The organism is Thermosporothrix sp. COM3 (assembly GCF_059696735.1).
Genome location: NZ_AP019376.1, coordinates 5,061,106 through 5,086,553, shown reverse-complemented (window position 1 = coordinate 5,086,553; position 25,448 = coordinate 5,061,106). Strand labels below are relative to the sequence as shown.

General features: G+C 53.3%; 22 protein-coding genes. 12 read left to right on the top strand and 10 right to left on the bottom strand.

Going from position 1 to position 25,448, the window contains the following annotated elements:
* Window positions 1-98: 98 nt before the first annotated feature.
* On the bottom strand, window positions 99-1,382 hold the full coding sequence (locus KTH_RS21505; protein ID WP_497621027.1) for a mannosyltransferase family protein: 1,284 nt from the start codon (window positions 1,380-1,382) through the stop codon (window positions 99-101).
* Window positions 1,383-1,717: 335 nt separating this feature from the next.
* On the opposite strand from KTH_RS21505, the gene KTH_RS21500 reads away from it, so the two are divergent.
* Window positions 1,718-2,149, top strand: coding sequence for an NUDIX domain-containing protein (locus KTH_RS21500; RefSeq protein ID WP_497623270.1), 432 nt, complete (start codon window positions 1,718-1,720; stop codon window positions 2,147-2,149).
* A gap of 71 nt (window positions 2,150-2,220) precedes the next feature.
* On the opposite strand, the gene pcaF is transcribed toward KTH_RS21500, so the two are convergent.
* From pcaF to KTH_RS21485, 3 genes are all read right to left on the bottom strand, one after another.
* Window positions 2,221-3,417: a 3-oxoadipyl-CoA thiolase gene (gene pcaF, locus KTH_RS21495; protein WP_111325398.1), complete on the bottom strand. Its 1,197-nt coding sequence runs from the start codon at window positions 3,415-3,417 to the stop codon at window positions 2,221-2,223.
* Window positions 3,418-3,443: 26 nt separating this feature from the next.
* Window positions 3,444-4,220: an enoyl-CoA hydratase-related protein gene (locus KTH_RS21490; protein ID WP_111325399.1), complete on the bottom strand. Its 777-nt coding sequence runs from the start codon at window positions 4,218-4,220 to the stop codon at window positions 3,444-3,446.
* Window positions 4,221-4,313: 93 nt separating this feature from the next.
* The gene (locus tag KTH_RS21485; protein ID WP_170211507.1) at window positions 4,314-5,750 is read right to left on the bottom strand and encodes an MFS transporter; all 1,437 of its coding nucleotides are present in this window, start codon (window positions 5,748-5,750) and stop codon (window positions 4,314-4,316) included.
* 747 nt (window positions 5,751-6,497) lie between these two features.
* Here KTH_RS21485 and KTH_RS21480 point away from each other — a divergent pair.
* The 4 genes from KTH_RS21480 to KTH_RS21465 all read left to right on the top strand — a co-directional run bounded on the left by KTH_RS21480 (window position 6,498) and on the right by KTH_RS21465 (window position 12,077).
* Window positions 6,498-9,017: a ribonucleoside-diphosphate reductase subunit alpha gene (locus KTH_RS21480; protein WP_111325401.1), complete on the top strand. Its 2,520-nt coding sequence runs from the start codon at window positions 6,498-6,500 to the stop codon at window positions 9,015-9,017.
* A gap of 89 nt (window positions 9,018-9,106) precedes the next feature.
* On the top strand, window positions 9,107-10,165 hold the full coding sequence (locus KTH_RS21475) for a ribonucleotide-diphosphate reductase subunit beta (RefSeq protein ID WP_111325402.1): 1,059 nt from the start codon (window positions 9,107-9,109) through the stop codon (window positions 10,163-10,165).
* Window positions 10,166-10,357: 192 nt separating this feature from the next.
* Complete coding sequence (locus tag KTH_RS21470; protein WP_111325430.1) at window positions 10,358-11,272, top strand: CoA transferase subunit A; 915 nt, start codon at window positions 10,358-10,360, stop codon at window positions 11,270-11,272.
* Between the two features lie 13 nt (window positions 11,273-11,285).
* A complete protein-coding gene (locus tag KTH_RS21465; protein WP_170142898.1) occupies window positions 11,286-12,077 on the top strand; it encodes a CoA-transferase subunit beta in 792 nt (263 codons plus the stop codon).
* 2 nt (window positions 12,078-12,079) lie between these two features.
* Here KTH_RS21465 and KTH_RS21460 read toward each other — a convergent pair whose 3' ends face one another.
* Both KTH_RS21460 and KTH_RS21455 read right to left on the bottom strand, forming a co-directional pair.
* Window positions 12,080-13,144, bottom strand: a complete 1,065-nt coding sequence (locus KTH_RS21460; RefSeq protein WP_137686134.1) for a helix-turn-helix domain-containing protein — start codon at window positions 13,142-13,144, stop codon at window positions 12,080-12,082.
* A 225-nt stretch (window positions 13,145-13,369) separates the two neighbouring features.
* Entirely contained in the window at window positions 13,370-13,588 is a 219-nt protein-coding gene (locus tag KTH_RS21455; protein WP_246046329.1) for a heavy-metal-associated domain-containing protein, read from the bottom strand.
* Between the two features lie 220 nt (window positions 13,589-13,808).
* On the opposite strand from KTH_RS21455, the gene KTH_RS21450 reads away from it, so the two are divergent.
* Window positions 13,809-15,245: a helix-turn-helix transcriptional regulator gene (locus tag KTH_RS21450; RefSeq protein ID WP_497621022.1), complete on the top strand. Its 1,437-nt coding sequence runs from the start codon at window positions 13,809-13,811 to the stop codon at window positions 15,243-15,245.
* On the opposite strand, the gene KTH_RS21445 is transcribed toward KTH_RS21450, so the two are convergent.
* A complete protein-coding gene (locus KTH_RS21445) occupies window positions 15,230-16,027 on the bottom strand; it encodes a response regulator transcription factor (RefSeq protein WP_170142900.1) in 798 nt (265 codons plus the stop codon). The two genes, KTH_RS21450 and KTH_RS21445, sit on opposite strands and share 16 nt — an antisense overlap.
* Before the next feature lie 156 nt (window positions 16,028-16,183).
* Between KTH_RS21445 and KTH_RS21440 the strand changes: the two genes are divergently transcribed.
* Entirely contained in the window at window positions 16,184-16,852 is a 669-nt protein-coding gene (locus KTH_RS21440; protein ID WP_170142901.1) for an HD domain-containing protein, read from the top strand.
* On the opposite strand, the gene KTH_RS21435 is transcribed toward KTH_RS21440, so the two are convergent.
* From KTH_RS21435 to KTH_RS21425, 3 genes are all read right to left on the bottom strand, one after another.
* Window positions 16,843-18,612, bottom strand: coding sequence for a serine/threonine protein kinase (locus tag KTH_RS21435; RefSeq protein ID WP_111325408.1), 1,770 nt, complete (start codon window positions 18,610-18,612; stop codon window positions 16,843-16,845). The two genes, KTH_RS21440 and KTH_RS21435, sit on opposite strands and share 10 nt — an antisense overlap.
* 139 nt (window positions 18,613-18,751) lie before the next feature.
* Window positions 18,752-19,993: a serine/threonine protein kinase gene (locus KTH_RS21430; RefSeq protein ID WP_111325409.1), complete on the bottom strand. Its 1,242-nt coding sequence runs from the start codon at window positions 19,991-19,993 to the stop codon at window positions 18,752-18,754.
* A 142-nt stretch (window positions 19,994-20,135) separates the two neighbouring features.
* Entirely contained in the window at window positions 20,136-21,221 is a 1,086-nt protein-coding gene (locus tag KTH_RS21425; RefSeq protein ID WP_111325410.1) for a dipeptidase, read from the bottom strand.
* Between the two features lie 96 nt (window positions 21,222-21,317).
* Between KTH_RS21425 and KTH_RS21420 the strand changes: the two genes are divergently transcribed.
* The 5 genes from KTH_RS21420 (at window position 21,318) to KTH_RS21400 (ending at window position 25,357) form a co-directional block, all read left to right on the top strand.
* Window positions 21,318-21,671 carry an SUI1 family translation initiation factor gene (locus KTH_RS21420; RefSeq protein ID WP_111325411.1) on the top strand — a complete coding sequence of 118 codons (354 nt, stop codon included), beginning with the start codon at window positions 21,318-21,320 and terminating at the stop codon, window positions 21,669-21,671.
* Between the two features lie 175 nt (window positions 21,672-21,846).
* Window positions 21,847-22,323 carry a hypothetical protein gene (locus tag KTH_RS21415; RefSeq protein ID WP_111325412.1) on the top strand — a complete coding sequence of 159 codons (477 nt, stop codon included), beginning with the start codon at window positions 21,847-21,849 and terminating at the stop codon, window positions 22,321-22,323.
* A 133-nt stretch (window positions 22,324-22,456) separates the two neighbouring features.
* Window positions 22,457-23,104 carry a translin family protein gene (locus tag KTH_RS21410; protein ID WP_111325413.1) on the top strand — a complete coding sequence of 216 codons (648 nt, stop codon included), beginning with the start codon at window positions 22,457-22,459 and terminating at the stop codon, window positions 23,102-23,104.
* A 283-nt stretch (window positions 23,105-23,387) separates the two neighbouring features.
* Entirely contained in the window at window positions 23,388-24,620 is a 1,233-nt protein-coding gene (gene menA, locus KTH_RS21405; RefSeq protein ID WP_497621018.1) for a 1,4-dihydroxy-2-naphthoate octaprenyltransferase, read from the top strand.
* A gap of 302 nt (window positions 24,621-24,922) precedes the next feature.
* Window positions 24,923-25,357, top strand: coding sequence for a hypothetical protein (locus tag KTH_RS21400; RefSeq protein ID WP_497621016.1), 435 nt, complete (start codon window positions 24,923-24,925; stop codon window positions 25,355-25,357).
* Window positions 25,358-25,448 lie beyond the last annotated feature (91 nt).

Here is a 25,448-nt window from a genome sequence, read left to right as displayed (position 1 = left end):
TTTTCTCTATCAGTGCAAGAAAGTATCACTGAAAGTAGAAAGATGCACTTTCGCAGAAAGAGAAGAAAGGCGAATGCGGAGGCCGGGTAGACGGTATTTTATACCGTCCAATGCCCGGTCATAAATTGTAGGGTAAAGAATGCCAGCAATGGCAGGGAAATCATCAGATAGCCATTATGAAACCAGGGTTTCTTTCCTAATCGTGCCAGAATGATGAAGCCTGCAAAGATTTCCAGCACAAACCGTTGTGTTGAGGCAAGCGGATCGTAGCCGCCGGCCCGTGGCAGGCTCGGCCAGAGTACCGAGTACACCAGTGCCAGGAGGCCGAAAAGGATGAAGGTCCACTGGTGTCGGGCGAAGCGCTCTTTTCCGAAGATTGCCATCAGTAGCAAGACCAGGAAGCCAAGCAGAGCCACCAGATCAATAATGTTATGGGCTGTAAAGAAGGTAAAAGGTGAGTGCGTGACAATCTGCTCAATGGTCAGGTAGATTGCCACAAGCGGAAAGCTGAGCGATTCACGCCAGAACACCTGTGCATGCATAAACGCCAGCGGATCGCCGATACTGTAATAGAGCCCGAGCATGTAAATCCCGAGTGCAAGCGGGATCAGCAGCACGGCTATCAGATTGGGGATCTGTCGCAGGACATAGGGGAGAACGCGCCGTTCACGCCAGCTCAGACAGAGTTCTGGCCAGTGTTGACGAGCATATTCACAGACAAAGATGATCGCAACGAAGGTACCAATAGAGCGGGTCAGCATCGAGAGCGCTCCGATAATCGCTGCTGTCCACCAGGCACCACGCCGCATTGCATAGAAACTGGCGATCATAAAGAAAATAAAGAGGGACTCATTGTAGGCCGCAAAGAAAAAGTGTGCAGTTGGAAAGATAGAGAGATAGAGCACCGTTTTATGCGCGGTTTCACGATCGAACTCGGTCTCAACGAGCCGAAAGAGGACGACCAGAACACCGAGAAATGCCAGGTTTGAGATCACCATCCCGGCGAGCAGCAAGCTGTGTGAAGGCATGATCGGCTGAATCAGGCGCATCAGGGCCGGGAAGAGTGGGAAAAAGGCTGCATTGTCGAATTTGAGATACCCGTCTGCGGCAATACTGGTGAAACGCACGGCATCCCAACGGTGCCAGGTGTAGAGAAGCGCCGACGCCGAGAGTTTCCCGGTCCAGTAGTTCGGCACAAAAAAGAGTATCCCCCCAAAATAGGTGAGTAGAAGAAAAACGAAACGTGTGATAAGGTATATAGGGAGAATTGAAAGTGTTGCCTTGAACCAGGGAGCAAGAAATGCAGGCAGCGCTCGGGATAGTTTTTTGTCCTGTTCTATCTTATCTTGTTCCTTTGAAGTATCTTTGGTTGTTGTTTGCATAATAAAAATACCTGCCAGGCTTTGAATTTGTCATCAGGTCTACTACTAGTAAAACGGTATAAAAGCGGGTCTTTCCAGTTCTTCAGAAGATAAACTGGTACTTATTTCTTGTTCTGTCGGAGCAGAGACGAACACTTGCTTCTGTGCTGCCCCTGCATGTTCTGCTCAAAAGGGGCGCTTTGGAGCGCATTCGTTACATAGCTTTTGAAAGTATAGCGGAATTTGTACATGCTGTCACCTTTCCAGGGAGGATGAGTATGATGAACCAGCAAGGATCGGGAACCGGTCCCCTTTCTAAGGGGTCTTCGTCACGGGGCACTGGTCCCCTGTCGGTTTTGCGGAAGACACATGTTGTAACGTGCTTTCTTATGAGGACTGATGAGCGCCCGGCTCGTATTTTACTTGCTCGTCGGAGCCAGCGTGTGGGGAGTTATAATGGGGCCTGGGCCGGGATTAGCGGCTTTGTTGAGGAGGGAATGACGTCCCTTGAACAGGCCTATACCGAGATTCAGGAAGAGACGGGGCTGAACCGCGATCAGCTTCGCTTGCTGAAAACCGGTGCGGTTGTACAGCATGTAGACGAAGCGTTGGGGCGCCATTTCTTTATTCACCCGTTTCTCTTTGAGGTGGTGCCGCCGTTTACGATTCAACCCGATTGGGAGGCGACCGAAATGCGCTGGATCGTTCCTGATGAGCTAACACGCTTTGAGACGGTTCCGAAGCTGCCAGAGGTCTATCAATCGGCGTTGCATGGAGAACCCGCATAGTGCCGGGCGAAAAGAGGAGGGCGCGGGAGGGGAAAAGCTTGCTCCTACCCGCGCTTTTGCTTGCCTGGGGTCTAGAGGCGCTCGATCAGCGTCGCGATGCCCTGGCCGACGCCGATGCACATGGTCGCAAGCCCATAACGTCCGCCGCGCTGTTCAAGCTCATACAGCAGTGTGGTCATTAATCTGGCTCCGCTACAACCGAGGGGATGACCGAGGGCGATTGCGCCTCCATTGACATTCACTTTCTCCGGCTCGATGTCCAGTTCGCGGATACATTGCAGCACTTGAACCGCAAAGGCCTCATTGAGCTCGATCAGGTCGATATCCTGAATGGTCAATCCAGCGCGTTGCAGCACTTTGCGGGTAGCCGGTATCGGACCAAGCCCCATATAGGAAGGATCAACTCCTGCCACTGCCGTTGCAACTATGCGCGCACGGGGATGCAGCCCAAGCGCTCGGGCGCGGTTATGTGCCATCAGAACCAGTGCCGCGGCCCCGTCATTGATGCCTGCCGCGTTTCCGGCGGTTACGCTGCCGCCCTGGCGAAATACCGGCTTGAGAGCGGCCAGCTTCTCAAGCGTGGTGTCAGGGCGTGGGTGCTCATCCTGAGAGACAACCTGCGCTTCTCCCTTTTTCTGTGGGATCGTGACCGGTGTGATCTCAATGGCGAAACGCCCCTCCTGTTGAGCCGCAACAGCGCGTCTATGGCTGCGCAGGGCGTAGGCGTCCTGCTCCTCGCGGCTGATATGGTAGCGCTCCGCGATGTTCTCGGCGGTCTCACCCATGCTGTAGGGAGGATACAGCGCTGCCAGCCGCGGATTGATAAAGCGCCAGCCAAGCGTTGTATCTTCCAGTTTGAGAGAGCGTGCGAACGCTGCGTCACTTTTACCCAGGACAAAGGGGGCGCGCGTCATGCTCTCGACGCCGCCCGCGACGAAGGTATCTCCGTCTCCGGCCTGGATGGCATGGGCAGCGCTGTTGATCGCCTGCAAACCGGAGCCACAGAGCCGGTTGACGGTCTGCCCGGCAACCTCAACGGGCAAGCCTGCAAGTAGAAGAGACATGCGGGCGACATTGCGGTTATCTTCGCCCGCCTGGTTAGCGCAGCCAAAAATGACATCCTCAACGCTTGCTGGCTCGATGCCAGCGCGTTGAATGGCCTCTTTGATGACCAGCGCCCCGAGATCGTCGGGACGGACATCTTTGAGAATGCCGCCGTAGCGCCCGATTGGAGTGCGTACCGCTGAAAGGATAACCGCCTCTTCCATCGTGAACCTACTTTCGTCCAGCTAACCTATTTGCCCTGGAAATTCGGTTTCCGTTTCTCGATAAAGGCTCGCATTCCCTCGCGCATGTCTTCGGTAGCGAAGAGCAGGAAGAAGTTTTTCCGCTCAATCTCTAATCCCTCTTCGAGCGAGGTTTCAAAGGCCGCTGCTACCGCTTCTTTGGCCAGGCGAACCGCGATCGGTGCCTGCTCAGCAATCTTGTGGGCCAGCTCCAGCGCAGCCTGAAGATGCTCTCCCCGGGGAACGACCCGGTTGACCAATCCCAGTGCCGCCATTTCCTGCGCTGTTACCTGCGCGCCAGTCAGCACCATTTCCATCGTGCGATACTTCCCGAGCGTGCGGGCAAGACGCTGTGTGCCTCCTGCGCCGGGGATGACGCCGATGGCGATTTCGGGCTGCCCAAACCGAGCGTTTTCGGAAGCGACAATCATGTCACAGAGCATTGCGAGCTCGCAGCCTCCGCCCAGGGCATACCCGCCGACGGCGGCAATGGTTGGCTTTTTGATTTGCTTGATGCGTTTCCAGCCCTCAAAGCTGCCAAGCATCATGTCTATAGGGGACTTATCGGACATCTCTTTGATGTCCGCTCCGGCGGCAAACGCTTTCTCGCCTGCCCCGGTGATGACGATACAGCGGATCGCATCGTCGCGATCAAATTCCTCTAACGCGTCTGCCAGTTCGTTGACAAGCTGGAAGTTGAGCGCATTGAGCTGATTTGGGCGGTTGAGCGTAAGGATGCCAACGCGCTCATCACGTTCGGTGAGGATATACTGATACTGTGCCATAGTCTCCCTTTCACATAAAATAGCGTCCTGTACAAACAGAAAGAGATAGTATTCTCTCTGTAGTATACGACATGTGTGGCGGCGTGTGTTGCCTCACTGATTGACAACTCGGATATAACGTACCGTCACAGTCCCGATAAGGCAGTAGAGAATAGCCAGCGTAAAAAGCAGTTGAAAGCCGAGTGTGCTTTGTCCGATGCGGTAAAAGTGGTCGATCAAAGGGCCTCCAATGACTGGAGCGATAATCTGTGGAATTGCGAGCGCGATGTTCCAGACGCCCATATCCCGGGCAAAGGTCTCCCGTGATGGAAGGGTGTCGGCAACAAGGGCCCAGTCCACGCTTTGATAGGCCCCATAGCCAAGCCCGAAGATCAGCCCGGCAGAGATGACGATGGGGAGCGAACTGGAGACGATGAAGATGAGCCCAACCAGCGCCATTAACGTTCCCGAGATATAGATAATGCGTTTTCGCCCGAAACGGTCCGAGAGCCAGCCCGCGACAAAGGCGCTGATAAGGCTGGTAATCGAAACGAGGATGATAAAGTTGCTCGTTTGCAGGGCAGGAGAATCAACGCGCACGACATCTTGCATGAAGTAGAGTAGATAGGTCTGGATCGTATACACACTCAGCATCACAAAGAGCCGGGTGACAAGTACCCAGGCAAAACTGGGAGTGCGGCGCGGCGAGAACTCAAAGATGCGTAAGAGGCCAATAGCCGCGATGATCTCAAGAATTACCTGTTGCGCTTCGCTGCTGATCTGGATGCCGACGGGTCGCAAAAGATTCCAGAGCGCAAGCAAACCCCAGACAAGTGCAAGGCTTAGCAGGGTGATACCAGTCGTTAGCAGGTGCGAGCGCGTGAGCCAGGGCTTGCGCTTCGGGGTCTGCACGGTAACGCTCTCGCCACGCTCACGGACGACCAGCACCGTGACAAGCATTAGCACAAGCAGGACAACAATCACAATGCCATAGGCCAGCCAGAGACCGGTGAAATACGTTGGCTTGCCAGTATCGATAAGAAGCCCCGAAACAAGCGTCCCACCGATGGTCCCGGCAATCTGAAGCAGGCCCATTGTGCCGGACACCTGTCCTCGTTGTGCGGCTGGCACAATATCGGGGAGGAGAGCGTGAAAGGGAGCCTGAACCGCGTTACTGGTAAGTTGGACCAGGAGATAAGCAAGCATTAACTGAAGCAGATCAGGTGCAAGCGCCATCCAGAGCAGGGCCCCGGCATTCAGCAGAGTGCCAATCAGGATATAGGGCCGTCGCTTGCCCAGGCGCGCTAGCCGTCCCGTTGTTCGATCGCTTAGCAGCCCGAAAAACGGGTTCGCGAACAGTGCGACAAATGCGCCCGGGATCAGCACAAAGGCGAGCGCTGCACCCTTGCCGGGCTCACCAACCAGCTTGAGAACCTGGCTTGGTAGGATGATAAAGCCCAGGGCTGCCCAGTGGAAGCTCAGGCCGAACCAGAAAATACTGATGGCGAGAATCTGGGACCAGCGCAGGCGTGGGGAAAGCTCAGTATCCATTGGGTGGTGTTTTCGCTCCTTCCAGACCATGTGAGAATGCTCGTATTCAACGAGTATACGGTCTAAGCTATGCCGGTAGGCAGGGGCATTTGTCCCATATGCGCTTGATCGATGAAGTAATTTGCTGCATAATAAGGGGGTGAAGTCCTCCTTTGCTTGAGACCAAAAAGAGAGCGCTCCTTGCTACGAATGACGATAGTACCTTTTCCTTTCGATTTTGTTGACACCAACAACCCCCTTTGTTAGAATGGCATACCCCTATATATTGTTGAAAACACCCTACTGTAACACAACATGTTGGGAAATTCCCCCCTTTTTGCTCTTGACTGGGTGAAGGCTTTATGTTACTGTAATACCACGTAAGCAGTCGCAGAGCTGCAAGAAAATGTGCGCTATTGCGCTTGCTCTAACTGAAGAGTGAGCGGCTTCGGCGCGAATGGAATCAACAAGTGTTTACCACCTGGCAGCATTTGCTGTCATCTGACTTGTCTTTCTCAAAATAAAAACGTTCTGAAAATCCTGCCTTTTTGAACGAAGTTCTAACTCCTTTTGACGAGGGGTGTTTTTATGCCCAAAAACAGGGTGTGAAAAGGCGCAAAATACAATTTTATACTTCTTTGAGGCGATAACGGGGCGCGTACAGCCTGTGGTTTTCGGGCTGTAATAGGTAGCGTGTTCCCTGCTGTCTGGCCTGATCCACGAAGGGACAGGCTTTTTTGATTGTAATTTTACGAGAGGTAACAGGCGATGTCTCAAGTAATAAGTTCAAGTAACGCAAACTCTGCCACTCAGTCGACACAGCACGATGTGCCCGCTTCCTCCAGAGGATATAGCCCGGAGGCGCTGCGCCGTATTCTGGATGAGGTGTGTCATGGCTTCGGACCAGAAATAAGCGTGGATGAGCTGTTCCAGGCAGTTCATGCATCGGTTTATGCCGGTATTTCTGATGCGGAGTTGTGGCAGGCGATGATTATGGCGGCCCGCACAAAGGTTGAGTTCGAGCCCGCCTATACCTATGTTGCAGCCCGTATTTTGCTGGTTTCGCTCTATAACGAGGCGTTGCAGACGACCAACGAGAATCGTGTGCGTCTGGCTGATGCCGCCGAGTTCTACAAGACCTATCTCAAGGAATACGTCGAGTTTGGAACCAGCAACGGCTATCTGGACCCGCGCTTCAAAGAGTTTGATCTGGAGAAACTGGCAAACGCGATCCATCCAGAACGCGACCTGTTCTTTGCCTATCCCGGCCTGCAGATTCTGTATGATCGCTATTTCTTGCAGCATAAGGGACGCCGCTTTGAGTTGCCTCAGTTGCTGTGGTTGCGTGTGGCGATGGGGGTAGCGCTGAGTGAGAACGAGCGTGAGACACGCGCCATCGAGTTCTATGAGCTGATCTCGCAGTTCTACTTTACGCCCGCAACGCCGACGCTCTTTAATGCCGGTACTGCGCACCCGCAGCTTTCGTCCTGCTATCTCACGACCGTTGATGACGATCTGTTTCATATCTTTAAGTGCATCCAGGATAACGCCCTGCTTTCCAAGTGGGCGGGAGGCCTGGGAAATGACTGGACACGCGTTCGTGCTCTCGGTGCTCATATCAAGGGAACCAACGGCATCAGTCAGGGTATTATCCCGTTCTTGAAGGTTGTTAACGATACCGCGGTTGCTGTCAATCAGGGAGGCAAGCGCAAGGGTGCCGTCTGTGCCTATCTGGAAAACTGGCACCTTGACGTTGAAGAGTTCCTTGACCTGCGCAAGAACACCGGTGACGATCGCCGCCGCACACATGATATGCATACCGCGCTCTGGATCTCTGACCTCTTTATGCAGCGTGTGGAGCGCAATGAGCAGTGGACTCTGTTCAGCCCTGATGATGTCGCCGATCTGCATGATCTCTATGGTGCGGCCTTCGCCCGGCGCTATGAAGAGTACGAGCGCATGGTTGAGGAGGGCAAGCTGACGCACTATCGCCGCGTTTCCGCTGTCGAGCTCTGGCGTAAGATGCTGACGCGCCTGTTTGAGACTGGCCATCCCTGGATCACCTTTAAAGATCCGTCGAATGTGCGTTCGCCGCAGGATCATGCGGGCGTTGTGCATAGCAGCAACCTTTGCACCGAGATTCTGCTGAACACCTCAAACGATGAGACCGCTGTTTGTAATCTCGGTTCGATCAACCTTGCCGCCCATATCAATGATGGCAAGCTGGATCATGAGCGCCTGCAAAAGACCGTCCGTACGGCGGTGCGCATGCTGGATAACGTGATTGACATTAACTACTATCCGACTCAGGAGGCCCGGAACGCGAACCTGCGTCATCGTCCGGTCGGCCTGGGCTTGATGGCTTTCCAGGATGCGCTGTATAAGCTTGGCATCAGCTACGCCAGCGAGGCCGCCGTTGAGTTCGCTGATCGCAGTATGGAAGCGATCTCGTACTATGCCATCCTCGCCTCAACGGAGCTGGCTGCTGAGCGTGGCGCTTACGAGAGCTACAAGGGCTCCAAGTGGGATCGTGGAATGCTGCCGATTGATAGCATTGCCTTGCTTGAGCAGGAGCGTGGTGAGCCGATCGAGATGGATCGCAGTGTAACAATGGATTGGGATAAGGTGCGGGCCGCTGTGAAAGAGCATGGCATGCGCAACAGCAATGTGATGGCGATCGCACCAACAGCAACGATTTCTTCCATTGTCGGCGTCAGCCAGTCGATCGAGCCGAGCTACAAGAATCTGTACGTCAAGAGCAATCTTTCCGGCGAATTCACTACGGTGAACTCGTACCTGATCGAAGACCTGAAAAAGCTTGAGATCTGGGATAAGAACACACTTGAGGCCCTGAAGTACTTTGATGGCTCCCTCAAGGAGATGACGTTCCTGCCCGAGGATGTGCGCATGCGCTATCAGACTGCGTTCGAGATTGAGCCGAAATGGCTGATTGAATGCGCAAGCCGCCGTCAGAAGTGGATTGATATGGGACAGTCGCTCAACCTGTACCTGTTTAACCCGAGCGGCAAGAAGCTCAGCGAGATGTACTTGCTGGCATGGCACAAAGGCCTGAAGACGACGTACTATCTGCGTACGCTGGCCGCGACTCAGGTCGAAAAGTCAACGATCGATATCAATAAGTTTGGCATTCAGCCGCGCTGGATGAAGAACGCCAGCCCATCCAGCTCGATTCAGGTCGAGCGTGAGAAGCCGCAGTTCCAGCAACTCCCTGAGACCATGTCGATGAATGTGTGCTCGCTGGATGGCGACTGCGAGGCCTGCCAGTAAGAGATTGTGCGGGAGTGGGGAAATACTCTCCCCACTCTTCTTCCTGAATGCTAGTACCGAAAAACTGTGTAAGGAGCCACCTTGTAACGATGAGTCTTTCTTTTGATGATACCCCGGCTCAGTTGCAGCGAGCCAGTGAAGAGAGAGCGCAGAAAAAGCGCCTGATTAATGGCTGGCATGTCGATGTAAACCAGTTGATGCCGTTGAAATATCACTGGGCCTGGGAACATTACCTCAATGGTTGTGCTAACCACTGGATGCCGACTGAAGTTCCCATGACAAAAGATATTGAGATCTGGAAGTCGGACCGTCTGACGCCAGATGAGCGCCTTGTGATTATGCGCAATCTGGGCTTCTTTGCGACGGCTGAGAGCCTGGTGGGCAATAACCTTGTGCTGGCTATTTTTAAACATATCACGAACGCGGAATGCCGCCAATATCTCTTGCGTCAGGCTTTTGAGGAAGCGATTCACACTCATACGTTCCTCTATATCGTTGAGAGCCTCGGGCTCAACGAGCGGGAAGTGTTCAACATGTATCATGATATTCCCGCAATCAAGCGCAAAGATGAGTTTGAGATGCAACTGACTGCCGATGTGCTTGATCCCGATTTCTCAACCGAGACCTTCGAGGGCATGCAGAAATTCCTTGAAAACCTGATCGGCTACTATGTCATTATGGAAGGTATTTTCTTCTATAGTGGCTTTGTGATGATGCTCTCGTTCCACCGCCGGAACCTGATGACCGGTGTTGGAGAGCAGTTCCAGTATATCCTGCGTGACGAGACCATTCATCTGAACTTCGGTATCGACCTGATTAATGGCATCAAGGCTGAGAATCCAGAGTTATGGACTCCGGAGTTTCAGGCGCATGTGGTCGATCTGATCAAGCATGCGGTGGAACTGGAAATCGCTTATGCGCAGGACTGCTTGCCGAATGGAATTCTGGGTCTGAATGCTGATCTCTTCCGCGACTATGTCCAGCATATCGCTGATCGGCGTTTGGAGCGCATTGGCTTGCAGCCGATCTACCATTCGCCACATCCGTTCCCCTGGATGAGCGAGACCATCGATCTGAGCAAAGAAAAGAACTTCTTTGAGACTCGCGTCACCGAGTATCAGGCGGCCTCCACGCTTGAATGGGAGTAAGATGAGCACCTCACCCGTGCAGACAAACTGAGGTCTCCTCTCTCTCGTTGTCATCTGCCCCGGAACATGGACACGTTCCGGGGCCTTTTTCTTTTTTGCTCTGGAACATGTACCGTAAGCAAAAGCTATGAGAACGTGGCATAATATCATCTATATTGTGTATTATAGCTGTGCAGTGGAGAACATGCCAGAATGAGCAAATTGATGACGATGCGTGATGCAGTGGCGCATTACGTCCCTGATGGTGCCTCGATTGCGGCAGGAGTGGCGTTGGAGCCACTGATTCCCTTTGCCTTTGGTCATGAGCTGATCCGCCAGCAAAAGCGTGAGCTGACGCTGATTGGTCCGATTTCTGATATGCTCTTTGACCAGTTAATAGGAGCGGGCTGTGTCAGCCGGATTCAGGCGGCATGGGTTGGTAATGTGAGCGAGGGCCTGGGTCATTGCTACCGACGTGCTATTGAGAAGGGCGTACCGCGTTCGCTGATGGTACAGGAGTTCAGCAATCATACAATCGGGCTGGCTCTACTGGCTGCCTCACTCGGCGCGCCATTTATTCCCACTCGATCGCTGTTGGGAAGTGATATCCCCCGCCAGAACCCGCATTTTCTGCTCTCTTCTTCTCCTCTAGATGGTTCCCCGGTGCTGCTTGTGCCGGCGCTTCGTCCTGATGTCGCCCTTATTTCTGTCCAGCGCAGCGATGAGCAGGGCAACGCGCATCTTTGGGGAAATCTCGGTATCAGTCAGGAAGCGATGCTCGCTGCGCAAACTGTGATCCTGGTAGCGGAAGAGATCGTTGCGCGTGAGGTGATTGCCAGTGACCCGAATCGTGTGATCGGGCCATCCTATAAGGTCAGAGCGGTCGTTCATGAGCCCTGGGGAGCGCACCCTTCTGCCGTTCAGGGCTATTACAACCGGGATCACGCCATGTTTGCTGACTACCATCAACGAACGCGCACGCAGGAAGGATATCGGGCGTGGCTTGAGGAATGGGTTCTAAGCGTGCCGGATCGAGCGGCATATGTCCAAAAACTTGGACAGGAGCGCCTTGCAAGCCTCCGGGTTCGTGAACACCGGTATGCTGCTCAGGTTGATTATGGCTATTGAGGAGGGAGTCATCATGCCTGCTACTCACTATTCGCCGCGTGAACTAATGGTGGTTTGTGCTGCCCGCGAGATTCGCGACGGTGAAAATGTCTTTGTTGGGATGCGTCTGCCATTGCTGGCCTTCGCGCTGGCAAAACGAACGCATGCGCCCAATTGTATCGGGCTCTTTGAGGCTGGCATTGTGCGCGACACGCCTTCCTCCGAGCTTCTGTATACGATGGGTGACGCACCTAATATCACTGATGCCCTGTGGACGACCGGCACGGTAACGCTTCTGGGCTTGATGGCCGCCGGTGATGTGCAACTGGGCTTTATTGGCGGGGCCGAGATTGATCGCTATGGCAATCTCAATACCTCAGTTATCGGGAACTGGCGTGACAGACCCCGGGTTCGATTGCCGGGCAGTGGGGGCGGCGCTGATATCGCTTCGCTGGCGCAACGGCTGGCGATTATCATGCCCCATGAGCGCCATCGCTTTCGCGAGCGGGTTGATTTTGTAACCAGCCCGGGCTATGGCTATCCTGATGAGCATGGCCCGGCAGGCGTCTCCTGGCGAAAGCGAGTCGGGTTGCCGCGTGGCGGCCCGGTCGCCCTGATTACCACAATGGCGGTGTTTATCTTTGATCCCGAGACTGGAGAGGCGCTGTTACAATCCTATCATCCGGGAACGAGCATCGAGCAGATACAGGAACAGACGGACTGGCCGTTGCGCCTTGCTCCTTCTTGCCGTGAAACCAAGCCACCAACGGAAGAGGAACTACGTCTGATTCGTGAATGTGATCCTCACGGCGTCTGGACTGCCTGAGGCTACGACAACGCCCCATAGTAGGTTTTCTGAAGCTTCCGAGCAAAGTTTCTGTCAGGATGGTATCCGCCGCATTGCCCGCGCTCCTCAAGCAGGAGCTTGCCCACCAGTTGCAGGCGCAGGGGCGGCCATGTGTTGTTGCTATCCGCGCCATAGCGCCAGAGATAGCGCTGCTCATATGGCGTGAAACCGGCCTGGATGCTTTTGTCATGGATGAATTGCTCCGCTTCTGGTCGCTGAAATGGTTCAAGCGTAATCTGCTCAAAGATATTGAAAAAGCTGCTGGTATCTTCCTCGCGTTTCAAATAGGTTGAGAGCGGCAGGCAGCTGGCAAGCACCAATACCAGCCCATAGGTTCTGGTGAGCGAGCGAAGGTTGCGAAAGAATGTGGCCGTAAAGTGACGCTGTTTACAGAGGGACTCAAACTCATCGATGCAGAGAACGGGAACGCGGTTAGTCGCTCGAAAGAGTTTGAGTCCCTGTTCAAGTGTAAGCAGGCCTCTTTCGCGTATCTGAGCGGAGAGTCCGAGCGCCTCAGTGGCTTCACGCGCGAAGCCGGTAATGGTGCGACAGCTTGGCGTTGCAGCGTCGAGATAGCCGATACAGAATCTGACTCCCAGTTCTAGAGGTGCACTGAGGCGTAAATAATCGATCAGCCAGGTTTTGCCGATACGACCCGGGCCGACAATGATAGTCGAGGCCTGACGGGAGACACGATGGATGAGGGTCTCTCGTGCCCGATGTCGTCCGTAGAACTCATGGATATCGGTCAAGGGCTCATTGAAGAGAAACGGCGAGGCGTGCCGTTTTCGTTTGGGGGGATGTGCTATGGTGAGCGAGATCGATGGAGCAAGTTGAAGGAGTCCCAGGTCCTGTGGGCTTCTCCCGTACAACGAGCAGAGTTTCTGCCGAAAATGCCGGTTCGGAACGGTAATTCCGCTCTCCCATCGACTGATGGTAACTCCTGTGGTGCCGAGCCGCTCGGCCAGTTCTTCCTGTGTCCAGCCCAGAGATTCGCGGGCGCTGCGGAGTAGCTGATTAGGTATAGCCTCTTCTGGTTTTTTCACCTTTTCCCCTTCCTTCTGTTTGCGTAAAGCAACACTCCTGATACCACGTAGAGAAGGTGTATCTCCTCTGGAATGCAGTTGAGAATACCTGTATTGTAGCACTGGATTTGGGGAGTGGAAATAGCTGTAAGGAGTTTCCGGGAGAATTTAATGTATTTTTTATACTGGACATGAAAAAAGGATGAGCACTGAATGGCTCATCCCTCTTGCATTGTATTGATGCATTTAGTGGGCAACAGTGTACCCTGCATCATCGAGTGCTGCTTCAACGTCTTTCATGGAAACCTGGTCAGGCTGGTAGTCAAGCCGGACGGTCTTTGTGTTGAGGTCAACATCAACCTTCTGCACGCCCGACAGGCCGCCAAGCGCTCCCTTGATTGCATGAACACAGTGATCGCAGCTCATATCGGGGACAGAAAGCACTACTTCCTGAATGTTTGCCATGTGAATGCCCTTTCTCTGTTGCATGAGCGCAAGGCCCACGGAAAAGTCGTTGTGGTTTGTCTCCCAACCCCCCTGGGTATGGGTACGACTTGTAGTATATCACGATTTGAGAAAGCAAGCAAGTGTTACAGCAAATGAAGCCCTCAACGGTTGTGCATATTCCCTCTTCCTGTATGATGAAAACAGAGCTCCGGGACAATGCGAGAAATTGGAGGCATGTTTGTCAACACCTGATCGACTCTTACAGCTTATAATGCAGTTACAGCGTGAACGCAGTATCGCGCGGGGCCGAAAACGCCTGCTGAACTATATGCGTACGTGCAGTCAGGCGAGCTATGTTGCGCTCTTCGCTCTGGAGCCCGAAGAACACCTGCTGATGCTGCTTGCCTTCAATGGTGAGGCCCCAACAGATGCCAGCGCGCGAGTTCCAGCAGGCGGCTCTTTTGAACGGCTGATTCAGCAGAACGCCACTGGTGGGGCTGTGGATCTGACGCAGCTCTTGGATGCCAACGTTGAAGAGCGTAGCTGGTGCTGGCCAGAGGGAGAGATGCGGATACAGCCTGTGCGGCTCAGTCCAACACGGAATGGTCTGATCATTTATGGCTTTCAGACGCGCAGGAAAGTCCCGTTCAGTGATGAGCAGGAGCTGGAAATGCGGCTCTGCAATACACTGCTGCCAATGTATCTGCAACAGACACGTCCAGTTCGCCCGAAAACACGACCCGGCAGTATACCACTTGAGGAGCCCGAAGAGAGGGTTGAACTGACAGAGGAGCAAAAGCAGGCAGTTGAGCGGGAACGCGAGCGCATTGCCCGCGATATTCACGATGGACCCGCCCAGAATATCACGCTGGCTTTGTTGCGCATAGAATATCTTCAACGTACCATCAAAAAAGCGGAGGATCTGCCCGAGCATCCGCTACTCCTTACAGGCGCTGAGGAACTGGAAAAAGTGCATGCGCTCTTACAGGAATGTGTTGAGGAATTACGCCATACCGTCTACTCGCCACAACCCACCTCGCTGGAACAGAAAAACATTGCGGTTGCACTTGAAAACCTGATTGGTGACTTTCGGAGCATGAACCCTGAAGTACAGGTCAGTTTTGTCTGGCAGGTTACCGGCTTACAGGATAAGATGCCTGCCGCGGTACAGGTTCCGGTCTATCGCTTTATTCAAGAGGCGCTCAACAATGTCAGCAAGCACGCGCAGGCCAGCCGGGTAACCGTTAGCATGCGCATTGCTCGGGGCTCACTCATTGTCGAGGTCCGAGATAACGGTAGAGGAATCAGCCCGGAAACGTTGCAGAAGCTGAACGAGGAACAACCGGGTGAGCGTCCCTTTGGGCTACAAACGATGCGCGAGCGGATTGAAAACGCGGGTGGGCACTTTGAGATCCTGTCACAGGTCGGGGAAGGCACCATTGTGCGCGCCCGCTTTCCTGTCCGGGGAATTGCCGCAGGAGTATCGAATCTGACAGAACGGGAGCAGGATGTGTTGCGTCTGGTGGTGGATGGGCTCTCGAACCGGGCAATTGCTGAGCGGCTTTCCATCAGCATCGATACGGTGAAATCGCATATTCACCATATTATTCAAAAGATGCAGGTGCGAGATCGGACCCAGGCGGCAGTTCTGGCGATGCGCTATGGCTGGTTATAGGAACCCTGCACCTCCTCGTCAGTGAGCAGACCATGCCGCAGGGCAAAAATGGCGACCTGGGTCCGATCTCGCAAGTGCAACTTCTGAAAGATAATCGAAAGATAATTTTTCACCGTTTTCTCTGAATACGAAAGCTTTTCCGCAATCTCCTTATTGCTCAAACCCGCGGCGACGTACCGAACAATTTCCAGCTCTTTTTCAGTGAGTAGCTCGGTTGATTGCCCTTCGGATGAGGCCTCGGCCAGTCGGCGGTATTCGTTGACGATGGCCCGGGTCATTTCTGGCTCTATTGCCAGCCCCTCAGCATGCACCTTACGGATCGTTTCGGCCACTTCCGCGGCTGAAGCGCTTTTAGGGAGATAGCCTTTTGCACCATTCTTCAGCGCCTGAAGCATATATTGATTTTGTCGGTACATTGTGAGTATGATTACCGAGATGTCGGGATATTCCTGCGTGATTTGTCGTGTCAGGGTGATTCCATCAACGACCGGCAGGTTGATATCAAGCAAGATCACCTGCGGCTGGATCTGGCGAATTTTCTGCATGGCCTCAAAGCCATCGCTGGCCTCGCCAACAATATCGATATCCTCTTCAAGGGAGAGGAGTTGACGGAGTCCCTCACGCATTAGCGTATGATCGTCTACCAGAAGCACACGAATTACAGCGTTTTGAGTGGCCGTCTCTTGCTCTGTTCTGGTAGGGGGAGCCCCTGCTGATGGTTTGGGAGCGATCTGAGAGAGTGTGGGAGACTGCTTCTGTTCACCGATTTTGGTTTGATGCATAGCGACTCCTTCCGGGTTTTCAGCAGTGAGGTTCTTGTGAGCGAATCTAGCTTTCATCAGTAGTATAGCAAGCAAGGAAAACGGGATACATCACCCGGAAGAGTGATTTTTAAAGAAGCGTACAGGGCAAGAACGATTTTTTGAAGGATGGGACGCATGATGAAAGAGCTATTTGAGGAAGAGCAGACGTTAGCAGCAATCTCAGCTGAGGTCCGCAGGCGCTTTGAGGCTCGCCACGATCTCGCGCATGGCTGGGATCATATTCAGCGTGTCTATGCACTTGCTCTCTATCTTGCGGAGCAGGAGGGAGCGAACCGCTTTGTGGTCGGACTGGCTGCCCTGATGCACGATCTTGGTCATGCGGCTGAAGAGACGGCCCTGCATCACGCAGATCTCTCGGTAGACCTGGCGCGCCAGCTTATGGAGGCGCAGCATGTGCCGACCGGGGTTCAGGAAGCGACCGCTCATGCAATTGTCGCGCATAGTTTTAGCAGGGGAGTGGAGCCCCGGACGCTGGAGGCCCGGGTTGTGCGTGATGCCGATAGACTGGATGGGCTGGGCGCGATTGGCGTTGCACGATGGGCGATCACTGGCGTGACCCGCAAGCATACAGGCTTACAGCTCTATCACCCTGAAGACCCGTTTGCTGAAAGTCACCTGCTCGATGACCATCGCTATATGCTTGACCATTTCTATCAGAAATTGCTGATGCTGCATGAGCACATGCTGACAACCACGGGAAAGGCGCTGGCAGAGCAGCGGACGCGCTTTATGCAATCCTATCTAGAACAGTTACGGCTGGAACTTGCTCTGACTCAGGGTTGAACAAGCCTGAAATTGGTAAACGAGGCATCACCGCTAGTAATTGGGGCAAGCGTTCCGGCTGCCAGGGCTACCTGGCCGCTACTATAGCGTTCATCCTGAACCGTGCCCACAGGCGTCCCATTGATGTACAGTATGAAGGTGGAGCCGGTTGCGATTGCCAGCAGCGTGTTTACGTCACCGGGACGAATCGCCGGGCTGCTGGTCGCTGCAAGCAAGTAGACATAATTCGCCCCGGCACCCGCATCGTGACGCCGGAAGAAGAATTGTCCATCGCTGGTGATTTCAAAATCATAGAATTGCTCCCGCTGCAAGCGCAACAGCAGCCCGGCATTGCTGCCAGAGTGTAACTGCACATCGACCTGTATCGCGCTATCAGTGATCGTGTGGTTGAGTAATGCGCAGGGTTGCAGATAATTAGTTTGCTGCACCACGCTATGATAGCCATTCTCGGTGAAGCGGCAGCGGGTACCATCGTTTGCCCAGTTCTGGTTTGCTACAGTGAGTGGGTCAGCAAACAGCGGAGGACTGGCGGCGATGGTTGCTGGCACATCGGTTGTCGCGGTTGCCTGCGCCTGTGGCGTCCGGTCCTGCTGCGTGGGTTGTGCGCTGACTGTTGGCTGTACGGTGTTCTGAGGCGAGTGAGAGAGGAGATAATACAATGCTGCCATCGGGACGCCGACAATCAGTAAGAAGCCGACCAGTACGATGCTGACAATGATACGATGGCGATGACGTGGTGAGCGTGGTGGAACTGTGCGTCGTACTTCTGTAGGTCTGAAGGTCTCGGTTGAAGGCGTGTTCCGAGTGTGGGTAGTAAGTGGGGGCAACTGAAATGATGAGGTGCTTGGCTTGCGAACAGTCGCCGGTGCCGCTGTTTCGGAAAGGACAAACTGCTGCTGCGTCCGAGGAGTAGGTCCTGTTGTCTGTGATGGAGGTTGTATCTCAGGGTATTCCAGTGCCTGCTGAAAGTCTGCTGCAAGTTCGAGCGCGGTCTGATAGCGTTTCCGGGGATCTTTTGCCAGTGCGCGAAGTAACACGGCATCAATTGCGGGTGAGAGTTCCGAGTTGAAGACCGAGGGTCGGGGCGGCTGCTCTTGCAGTTGTTTCCAGAAGGTGGAGAGCGGTGTTTCGCCCAGAAAGGGCAAGTGACCGGTGATCATCTGATAGAGGGTAATGCCAAGTGCATAGATATCGCTGGCTGGTGTGGCCGCCCCTTCTGCCAGCTCAGGGGCCATATATTCCGGGGTGCCAAGCAAGGTCCCTGTCTGAGTCAGTTCTCGACTTCCTTCAACCGATTTCGCCAGGCCAAAATCTGCCAGATATGCATAATGCTCGTCACGTAAGAGAATATTTGAGGGCTTGATGTCGCGGTGAATGATTCCTTCGCAGTGGGCGTAGTGGAGTGCGTCGGCGACCTGAGCTAAAAGCTGGTTAGCGTGTTCCAGTGAGAGCGGTTTTTCTCTGATCCATTCTTTCAAGGTGCCGCCAGGTGCGTAGAGAATCACAAGATAGTGCCATTCCCCCTCGGTATCGTAATCATAGGCCGGGAGGATATGGGGATGTTGCAGTTTATCAATTGCGGCTATTTCTCGCCAGAAGCGTTCCAGATAATCGGCGTTACTTCTGTGCACTACTTTGACCGCGACCTCACGTTGATGCGCCTCATCATAGGCCAGATACACTTCTGCCATGCCTCCTTTGCCAAGCAGGCGGCGTAGATGATATGGGCCTAACATCGAATGAAGCAACGAGTCAGGCATATGCTTTTGAATCCCTTCGTGACCTTCTCTAACGTCATATCATTTCACTCTCGATACGTATAGGTGCAGTATAAGTTTTTATGTGTTTTCTGTCAACCAGAACGAGTACAATCGGCTTGAAAGGGCTGTACATGCCAGTTTATTTCTTCTTCTCTTTCTCTGGCTTATGCTGCTTATCATGCTCTGGCTGTTGTTTCTGCTGATGCTTCTGTCGGGTGGGCGGCTGCTTTTTTTGTTGCTCGGTTGCAGCAGGAGGCACTGTGAGGCCTGGATAGGGGACGGCGTTCAGTGGATTGCCTGATTTCCCATCGATGCCGCCGTTTGCGGTTCCCATTGGTGTTGGATTGTGACTACCTGCTGTCGGCTGGATGCTCGAAGAATTTGGCTGTTCTTGTAACAGCGCTGGAAGCTGTAACAGAGAGAACAACGAGAGCAGAAGCAGTGGCACCGCCAGCACTCCTGCTGTAATCAGCATAGGCCGAAACTGCTTTGCATCTGGTGCTTGAAGCAAGCTATATTCGTCCGGTTCTGGATGAGGCACGGGCCGTTTGCCCTCAAGGACAGCAGCTTGATAGGCTTGTGCAAATTCACGAACGGACGAGAAACGCTCATGTGGATCTTTTGCCAGCGCACGCAGAATGACTTCATCAACAGCAGGCGGGATCTCCGCGATATGTTTGCTTGGAGGGACAGGGTCTTCTGCAATATGCTTTAAGAAGGTGGTGGATGCGGTATTCCCCTTAAAAGGAAGGCGGCCCGTCAGCATCTGATACAGGAGCACTCCAAGTGCATAGAGATCGCTCTGTGGAGTTGCCTCTTCATCGACTAGCTCTGGAGCCATATAGTCAGGTGTACCGATAAGGTAGCCACTATCGGTCAGGCGTTCCTCTTCATTGGCGGCGAGCTCGCCGATTCGGCGGATCAGGCCAAAGTCTGCCAGATAGAGATAGTGTTTGTCGCGCAGTAAAATATTTGAAGGTTTGATATCACGATGCACAAAACCCTGTGTATGTGCATAATGGAGTGCACTGGCTAACTGTTCAAGCAGCTCTCCGGCTTCAGCTAAGGAGAGCGGGCCTTGTTGTAAATACTCGCGGAGCGTTCCATCCGGAATGAAGGGGGTCACCATATAATACCAGGGACCACTTTTGCCGTGGTCAAGCACCGGGAGGATATGGTCATGATGGAGCTGTTCCATCATCTGGATTTCGCGAAGAAAACGGATGACATAGTTCTCTTGATTACAATGAACCAGTTTAATAGCGACGAGTTCTTCTGTGTATGGATCACGAGCAAGATAAATATCTGACATTCCACCTTTTGCCAGGTGACGCTGGATGTGATAGTGTTTGATTCGCTTGACCTGTTGGACCTCTCGCATAGAACTCTCGCCCTTCCTAATGAAAAATATTACAGCCCTTTTATTTACACAATACAGGGTTACCAGAAATACACGTGTCGCCAGGTTGAAATGTGTCAGGGCATGACCATAAGCATATTCGGGAGGGCGAGAGTATTGGCTATCAGGCCACAGGGAGAGAGCGCGTCAGGAGCCGCTGCCAGTTTCCATGCATGACATTGGCAATATCCTCTTCCTTATAGCCTGCGGCGCGAAGGGCGTCAGCAATCTTGATGATATCGGCAACCGTATCCAGTTCCTCTGGCGTTTCATCACGGCCAAATCCGCCATCAATATCGGTACCGATCGCGACATGTCGGGTATCACCAGCAAGCTGGCAGACATGATCGATATGCCGAACGACCTCATCAAGATGGATGGGGAACCGATTGGCACGGGACCAACCGCCTCGCAGGAACATGTTACCGGGAAGAATACCGATCACTGCATCTCGTTCGATCAGGGCGCGAATCATCTCATCGCTGATTTGCCGATCTGTGGGGGTGAAAACGCGACAGTTGCTGTGGCTGGCGAGAAGCGGTCCAGAGAAAAGGTCGAGCGCCTGCCAGAAGCTTTCCTCTGCCAGGTGCGAGATATCCAGGATCATACCAACACGCTGCATTTCCTTCAAGAGCGCCTTTCCGGCATCAGTCAGGGGGCCGGGCATACCAGTGCCGCCACTGTAACGGGTGCCTCTCCAGGCCAGCCCGAGAATGCGCACGCCGCGCTGGAACCATTCTTCAACCTCATCAGGGGTGCGAATCGGATCTGCTCCCTCCATCAAAGGAATAATGCCGAAGGGGCGCTGTGGATCGTCTGCGCTGCTGGCTTCCCAGGAGGTAAGAAACGATTGAAATTGCTCCTGCGTGAGGATCAAAGAAATACCGGGCTCTTTTGCCAGCTCATGATAATAGGTGAGCTGCTGCTGTCCGATGCGATAGGCCTCTTCAGGTGTTGTATAGACCTGTGTCAGACCGGCGGGAACTCCATCGGGAAAAATAAAGGCTGGCTCAACAAAGATCGTGCCGAAGACGACGCCGAAGCCGCCCCGACGGAGCTCGGGAAGCCCAGACATAGCGATTCCGCCTGCGCCTTCTCCCGAGGACGTGTGCCCTTCACGCTTGCGCACCTCATGCACGGAGAGACGGATGTCACGTTTCCACTCAAGGGCATTGTAAGCAATGTCTTCATGACCATCAATAATCAGCATAGAAGGTGTCTCCTCTGTTGCTTTTCCTGATATGATACAATCTTTTTTACAAATTTGGTGGATTATCAGTTGTCAGCGAAAGCAAATGGGGGAATCATGTCAGATCGAATTGTCTATTCTACCGACAGCGGAAGAGTGACGACCTGTCCACGATGCGGGCAGCCCTATAAAAAATGCCGCTGTGATGAGGGCGGCACGGCAGAGAAGAAGCCGGTTGATTCTGTAGTGCGACTGCGCCGAGAGCGCAAGGGACGCGGCGGGAAGACTGTTTCTATCATCAGCAATGTGCCTGAAAGCGAGCAGGTCAGCCTTGCACAGCAGTTGAAGAAACTCTGCGGCACGGGCGGAACCGTCAAAGAAGGAAATATTGAAATCCAGGGCGATCACCTTGAGAAGATACAGGAGAAGCTTACCGCGCTGGGCTATAAGGTCAAACGTACGGGGGGCTGAGTTGCGCACCCTCGACAGGCCGGAATCCGGGATACGAGCGGGTTCCGGCTTTTCTTTTTCTTGCGGGCTGCCGATCGATTTCCGTTTTTGATTGAGGTGTATGGAAGAACAAATAAAAGGGGTACGACTTTTGTGATCTGCTTCATATGCATCTCAAGTAAGAGAGGGAACCTGTATGAATCTGAACGAGCAGTTTGAAGAGTTTCTGGCAAGATTAGGTGTAGAAATGGAACGTCCAGAGGAGAGCTACTATAGCAGTGGCGATACAACACCGGAAGTCTCAATTTTTCAGGCCTCCCGGGATCATTATGGCGTCTTTTATCGTCTGGATATTGTCGAGCAGAAACCGGAATTGCGGGTGATGGTTCCTGTTGATCGTGGTGATATCAAGGTAGAAATCTATCTTGTGCGTCTCTCCGAGCGTATGCCCTTGAATGCGTACTTCCGGGATCTCACTGTCTATACGGGAAGTGCTGCATATGAGCGGAATCGTGAGGCAGCGCTTCAGCACATGCTCTATGCGGTTGCGGAGATGATGAAGCAATTGTTCTGGCAAGGAGACATGCAAACGTTGAGCTTTCCCGAAGAGATTGACGTATATCCTCTGCTCGTAAATGATGAAGTACAAAAGAAGAGCAGGAAAAAAAGATAGGCACGGGAGAGTACTACTGTAAACAGCGGATATGGTGCACTCCTTTCGGCTATGGTACACTGTATGTGTATTTATAGAATAAACTACAGCCCAGCTTAACTTCAGCGGCGGGCTGAAAGGAAGTTGTACCGCGATGCCTGAACATATCGAAAAGATCGGGAAAGAAGCAATTGAGCACCTGGGGTTGAAGCATGCCGCACGCGAGCAGGCATTGCCTAAGGCGCGCCAGGTGATCCGCTATTGCGCGAATAGTATTCGCGCGACTCATCGCCATGAGTCCGCTACTGCTGAACAATTGATCGCTCAGGCTGCAAGCCTGCTGGCCGAAATGAGAGAAGATCTGCGGGACCACCTTGATATCTTCTTTGCTGGTTTTGTCCAGGATGCGCAAAAGGAATACGCAGAAGCGGTTTGTTTCTCCGCACTGACACGTCATCGCTCCCTGCCAAATGCCTCTGACCTCAACATCGGCTGGGCGGCGTATCTGAACGGGTTGGCGGAGGCTGTGGGCGAACTGCGACGGTACGTGCTGGATCAGCTCCGTCGTGGCAACTTTGAAAGCTGCGAAACCTACCTCGGCTATATGGACGACATCTATTCATTGTTGATTACCGTTGATTTCCCCGACGCGATTACCTCCGGTCTGAGACGAACCACAGACGCAACCCGTGGTATCCTTGAAAAGACTCGTGGTGACCTCACAACTGCGGCCAATCAGGTGCAGTTGCAGCGCTCGATGCAGGCGTTGCAGGAGGAATTGCGTAAACACCAGCAGTCATAGTCGAGCAATTGGCTGCAATGACGTACACTGTTTTTTCATCTCTGTGAGTAGAGATACCTGCTACTTCCGGCATTTTGTTTTCTCTCATGCCGGTTGTACTATAGTAGAAAATATGTATGTATTAATGTTTTAGTTTCTCTGTTTTGTATACTAAGAGCAGTACCGAAACGTGATGCAACGGGATATCAATCTCCGGGTGGTGGCTGAAAACAAACTGGTGGAAGTGAGGGGGGGGAAATGAAGATCTGAGTATAGCCCAATCCATGCTGAGAGGGGAGCTTTTATGGCAAAGGAAAAAGAAAAAGCGAAGGAACCTGAAGTTGTAGAAAAGGCCAGGCAAACTGAAACACACGATACTGAAAGAGAAGAGAAGCAGCAGGCATCAACCCAGGTCGTGACAGCGGAAGCGGTGCGCGCCGAGGAGGTGCCGACGATCGCGATGAGCTCGCTGCAAGCAATTGACACCTTAAAGCCAGAGGTTGTTGTTCACTCGGTCGAGCCGACGAATGAAGTGGAAGCGCCCGTTCCGCTGATCGCTACGACTGGTGAGTATAAGCGCTCAATAGGGGAGTGGGTACGGGTCTGGTGGGATGGCTTACGGCCTGCATATCTGTCGCTGGCGCTCTTGCCGCTACTGGTTGGTAGTGCCCTTGCATGGACGCAGACTATTTCAAAAGATGCCATGTTTGGTCATTTCCGCCTCCTCCACTTTCTGGGAGCGCTTATCGGAGTGCTGCTGCTTCAGCTTGGCGCCAATCTGATCAATGATTACTATGATTATGTGCATGGGGTGGACACCAGTAACACGCTCGGGCCGGGTGGGTTGATTCAACAGGGCTTGATCAAGCCGGTGCGGGTGCTGATTGTCGGTCTGGTGTTGCTTGGCCTGGGAGCGGTTATCGGGGCCGTCGTCGCCTTCGCTGGTGGTCCGCTGGTCTATGGGCTCGGGCTCCTCGGTGTGCTCGGCGCGTACTTCTATAGTGCTACGACAAAATCATTATCAGCGCTCTTTCTGGGAGAGCTTGTCGCTTTCCTGATCTATGGGCCTTTGATTACGCTTGGAGCATACCTGATTCAGGGCGGAAAAGCGCCGCTCAGCGCTATCATTTATAGCCTGCCTGCTGGCTTGCTAGCCGCTGCAATCATTCTTATGAACAACATGCGTGACATCGAGGGGGATCAACAGGCCAGAAAATATACGGTGGCGACCGGTCTCGGCATCAAGCTCAGCCGCTATGTGTATCTGGTGTTGGTGTTGGCGGCCTATACCGTCGTGATTGTGCTCGGCGTGCCGCCCCGCGCGCCTCACTGGATCTTGCTTGCGCTCTGGTCGTTGCCTTCGCTCTTTGTTGCGATCAGTGGCGTGCTGCGCACAGACGTCACCACTGGCTTTCAACTTGTTTTACGCACGACACTCAAGTTAGAACGACAGTTTCTTCTCTTACTGGTGCTTGGCATGGTGATAGCTGCCTTGTTGCCGCTGGTACCGAATATACCGATGCTCCTTTTACCATAACAAACACGAGGAGAGAAAAGGTGGGATGTTGTTTTGCCAGAAACAATGTCCCATCTTTTCTTTTGTCGGTGAAACTGGCTTTTGATGTCATGTCGCTTCAAAAGTCTGCTCAAAGATCCTGAAGAAGACCACACACACTATGACCATTCGGGCCATTTACAAGGATGATACACTGTGTTACACTTCGCTTAGGACGGCAATGCGAAACAATACTGATATATTTCAGAAAAGAACTGAGAACTGACTGGCGAGAACAATGTTCGCCACTGTGTTTGAGAGTATGTTTCACAAGGAGGTGCTTTATGGCTGGCTGGGAAGAAGAACTAGCTGTACTACTGGAAGAACTGGGAGTAGAGCAGGAAGAGCCCAGGGCTCACCTCCGACCGGGGCGCAGGTCTTTACGGAGCGAGGCGAGACGCAGGGACCAGTTAGCTGACGCGTTGGGTTGGGGAGAAGGAAGTATCGCAGGTGATGAGGAATGGACTGATGATCTCTCCGCAATGCGCCGTGAGGTTGACGCTATTGTCAATCAGGTGATTCTGCTGATGCAGCGTGGCACGCTTGATCCTTCGTTGAAAGAAGATGTCATGGTTGTGTTGCGTGCTCTGCGGCGCCGTGCTTCCGGGCTACAACAGTCCATCGGTGATGAAGCCTATCTGGAATCCGCGTCCGCGATGTTGCACTTCTGCCGGCTTGTTCTGCAATTAAGTGAGTTCGCGACCGAAGATCGTCAGTAATATGTAGCCGCGATGCCCGGTTTTTTGCGCTCTCCGTGCGATTTTTCTGCGTATCCCGACTGCGGATAGGCCTGAAATACGCTGTTCCCCT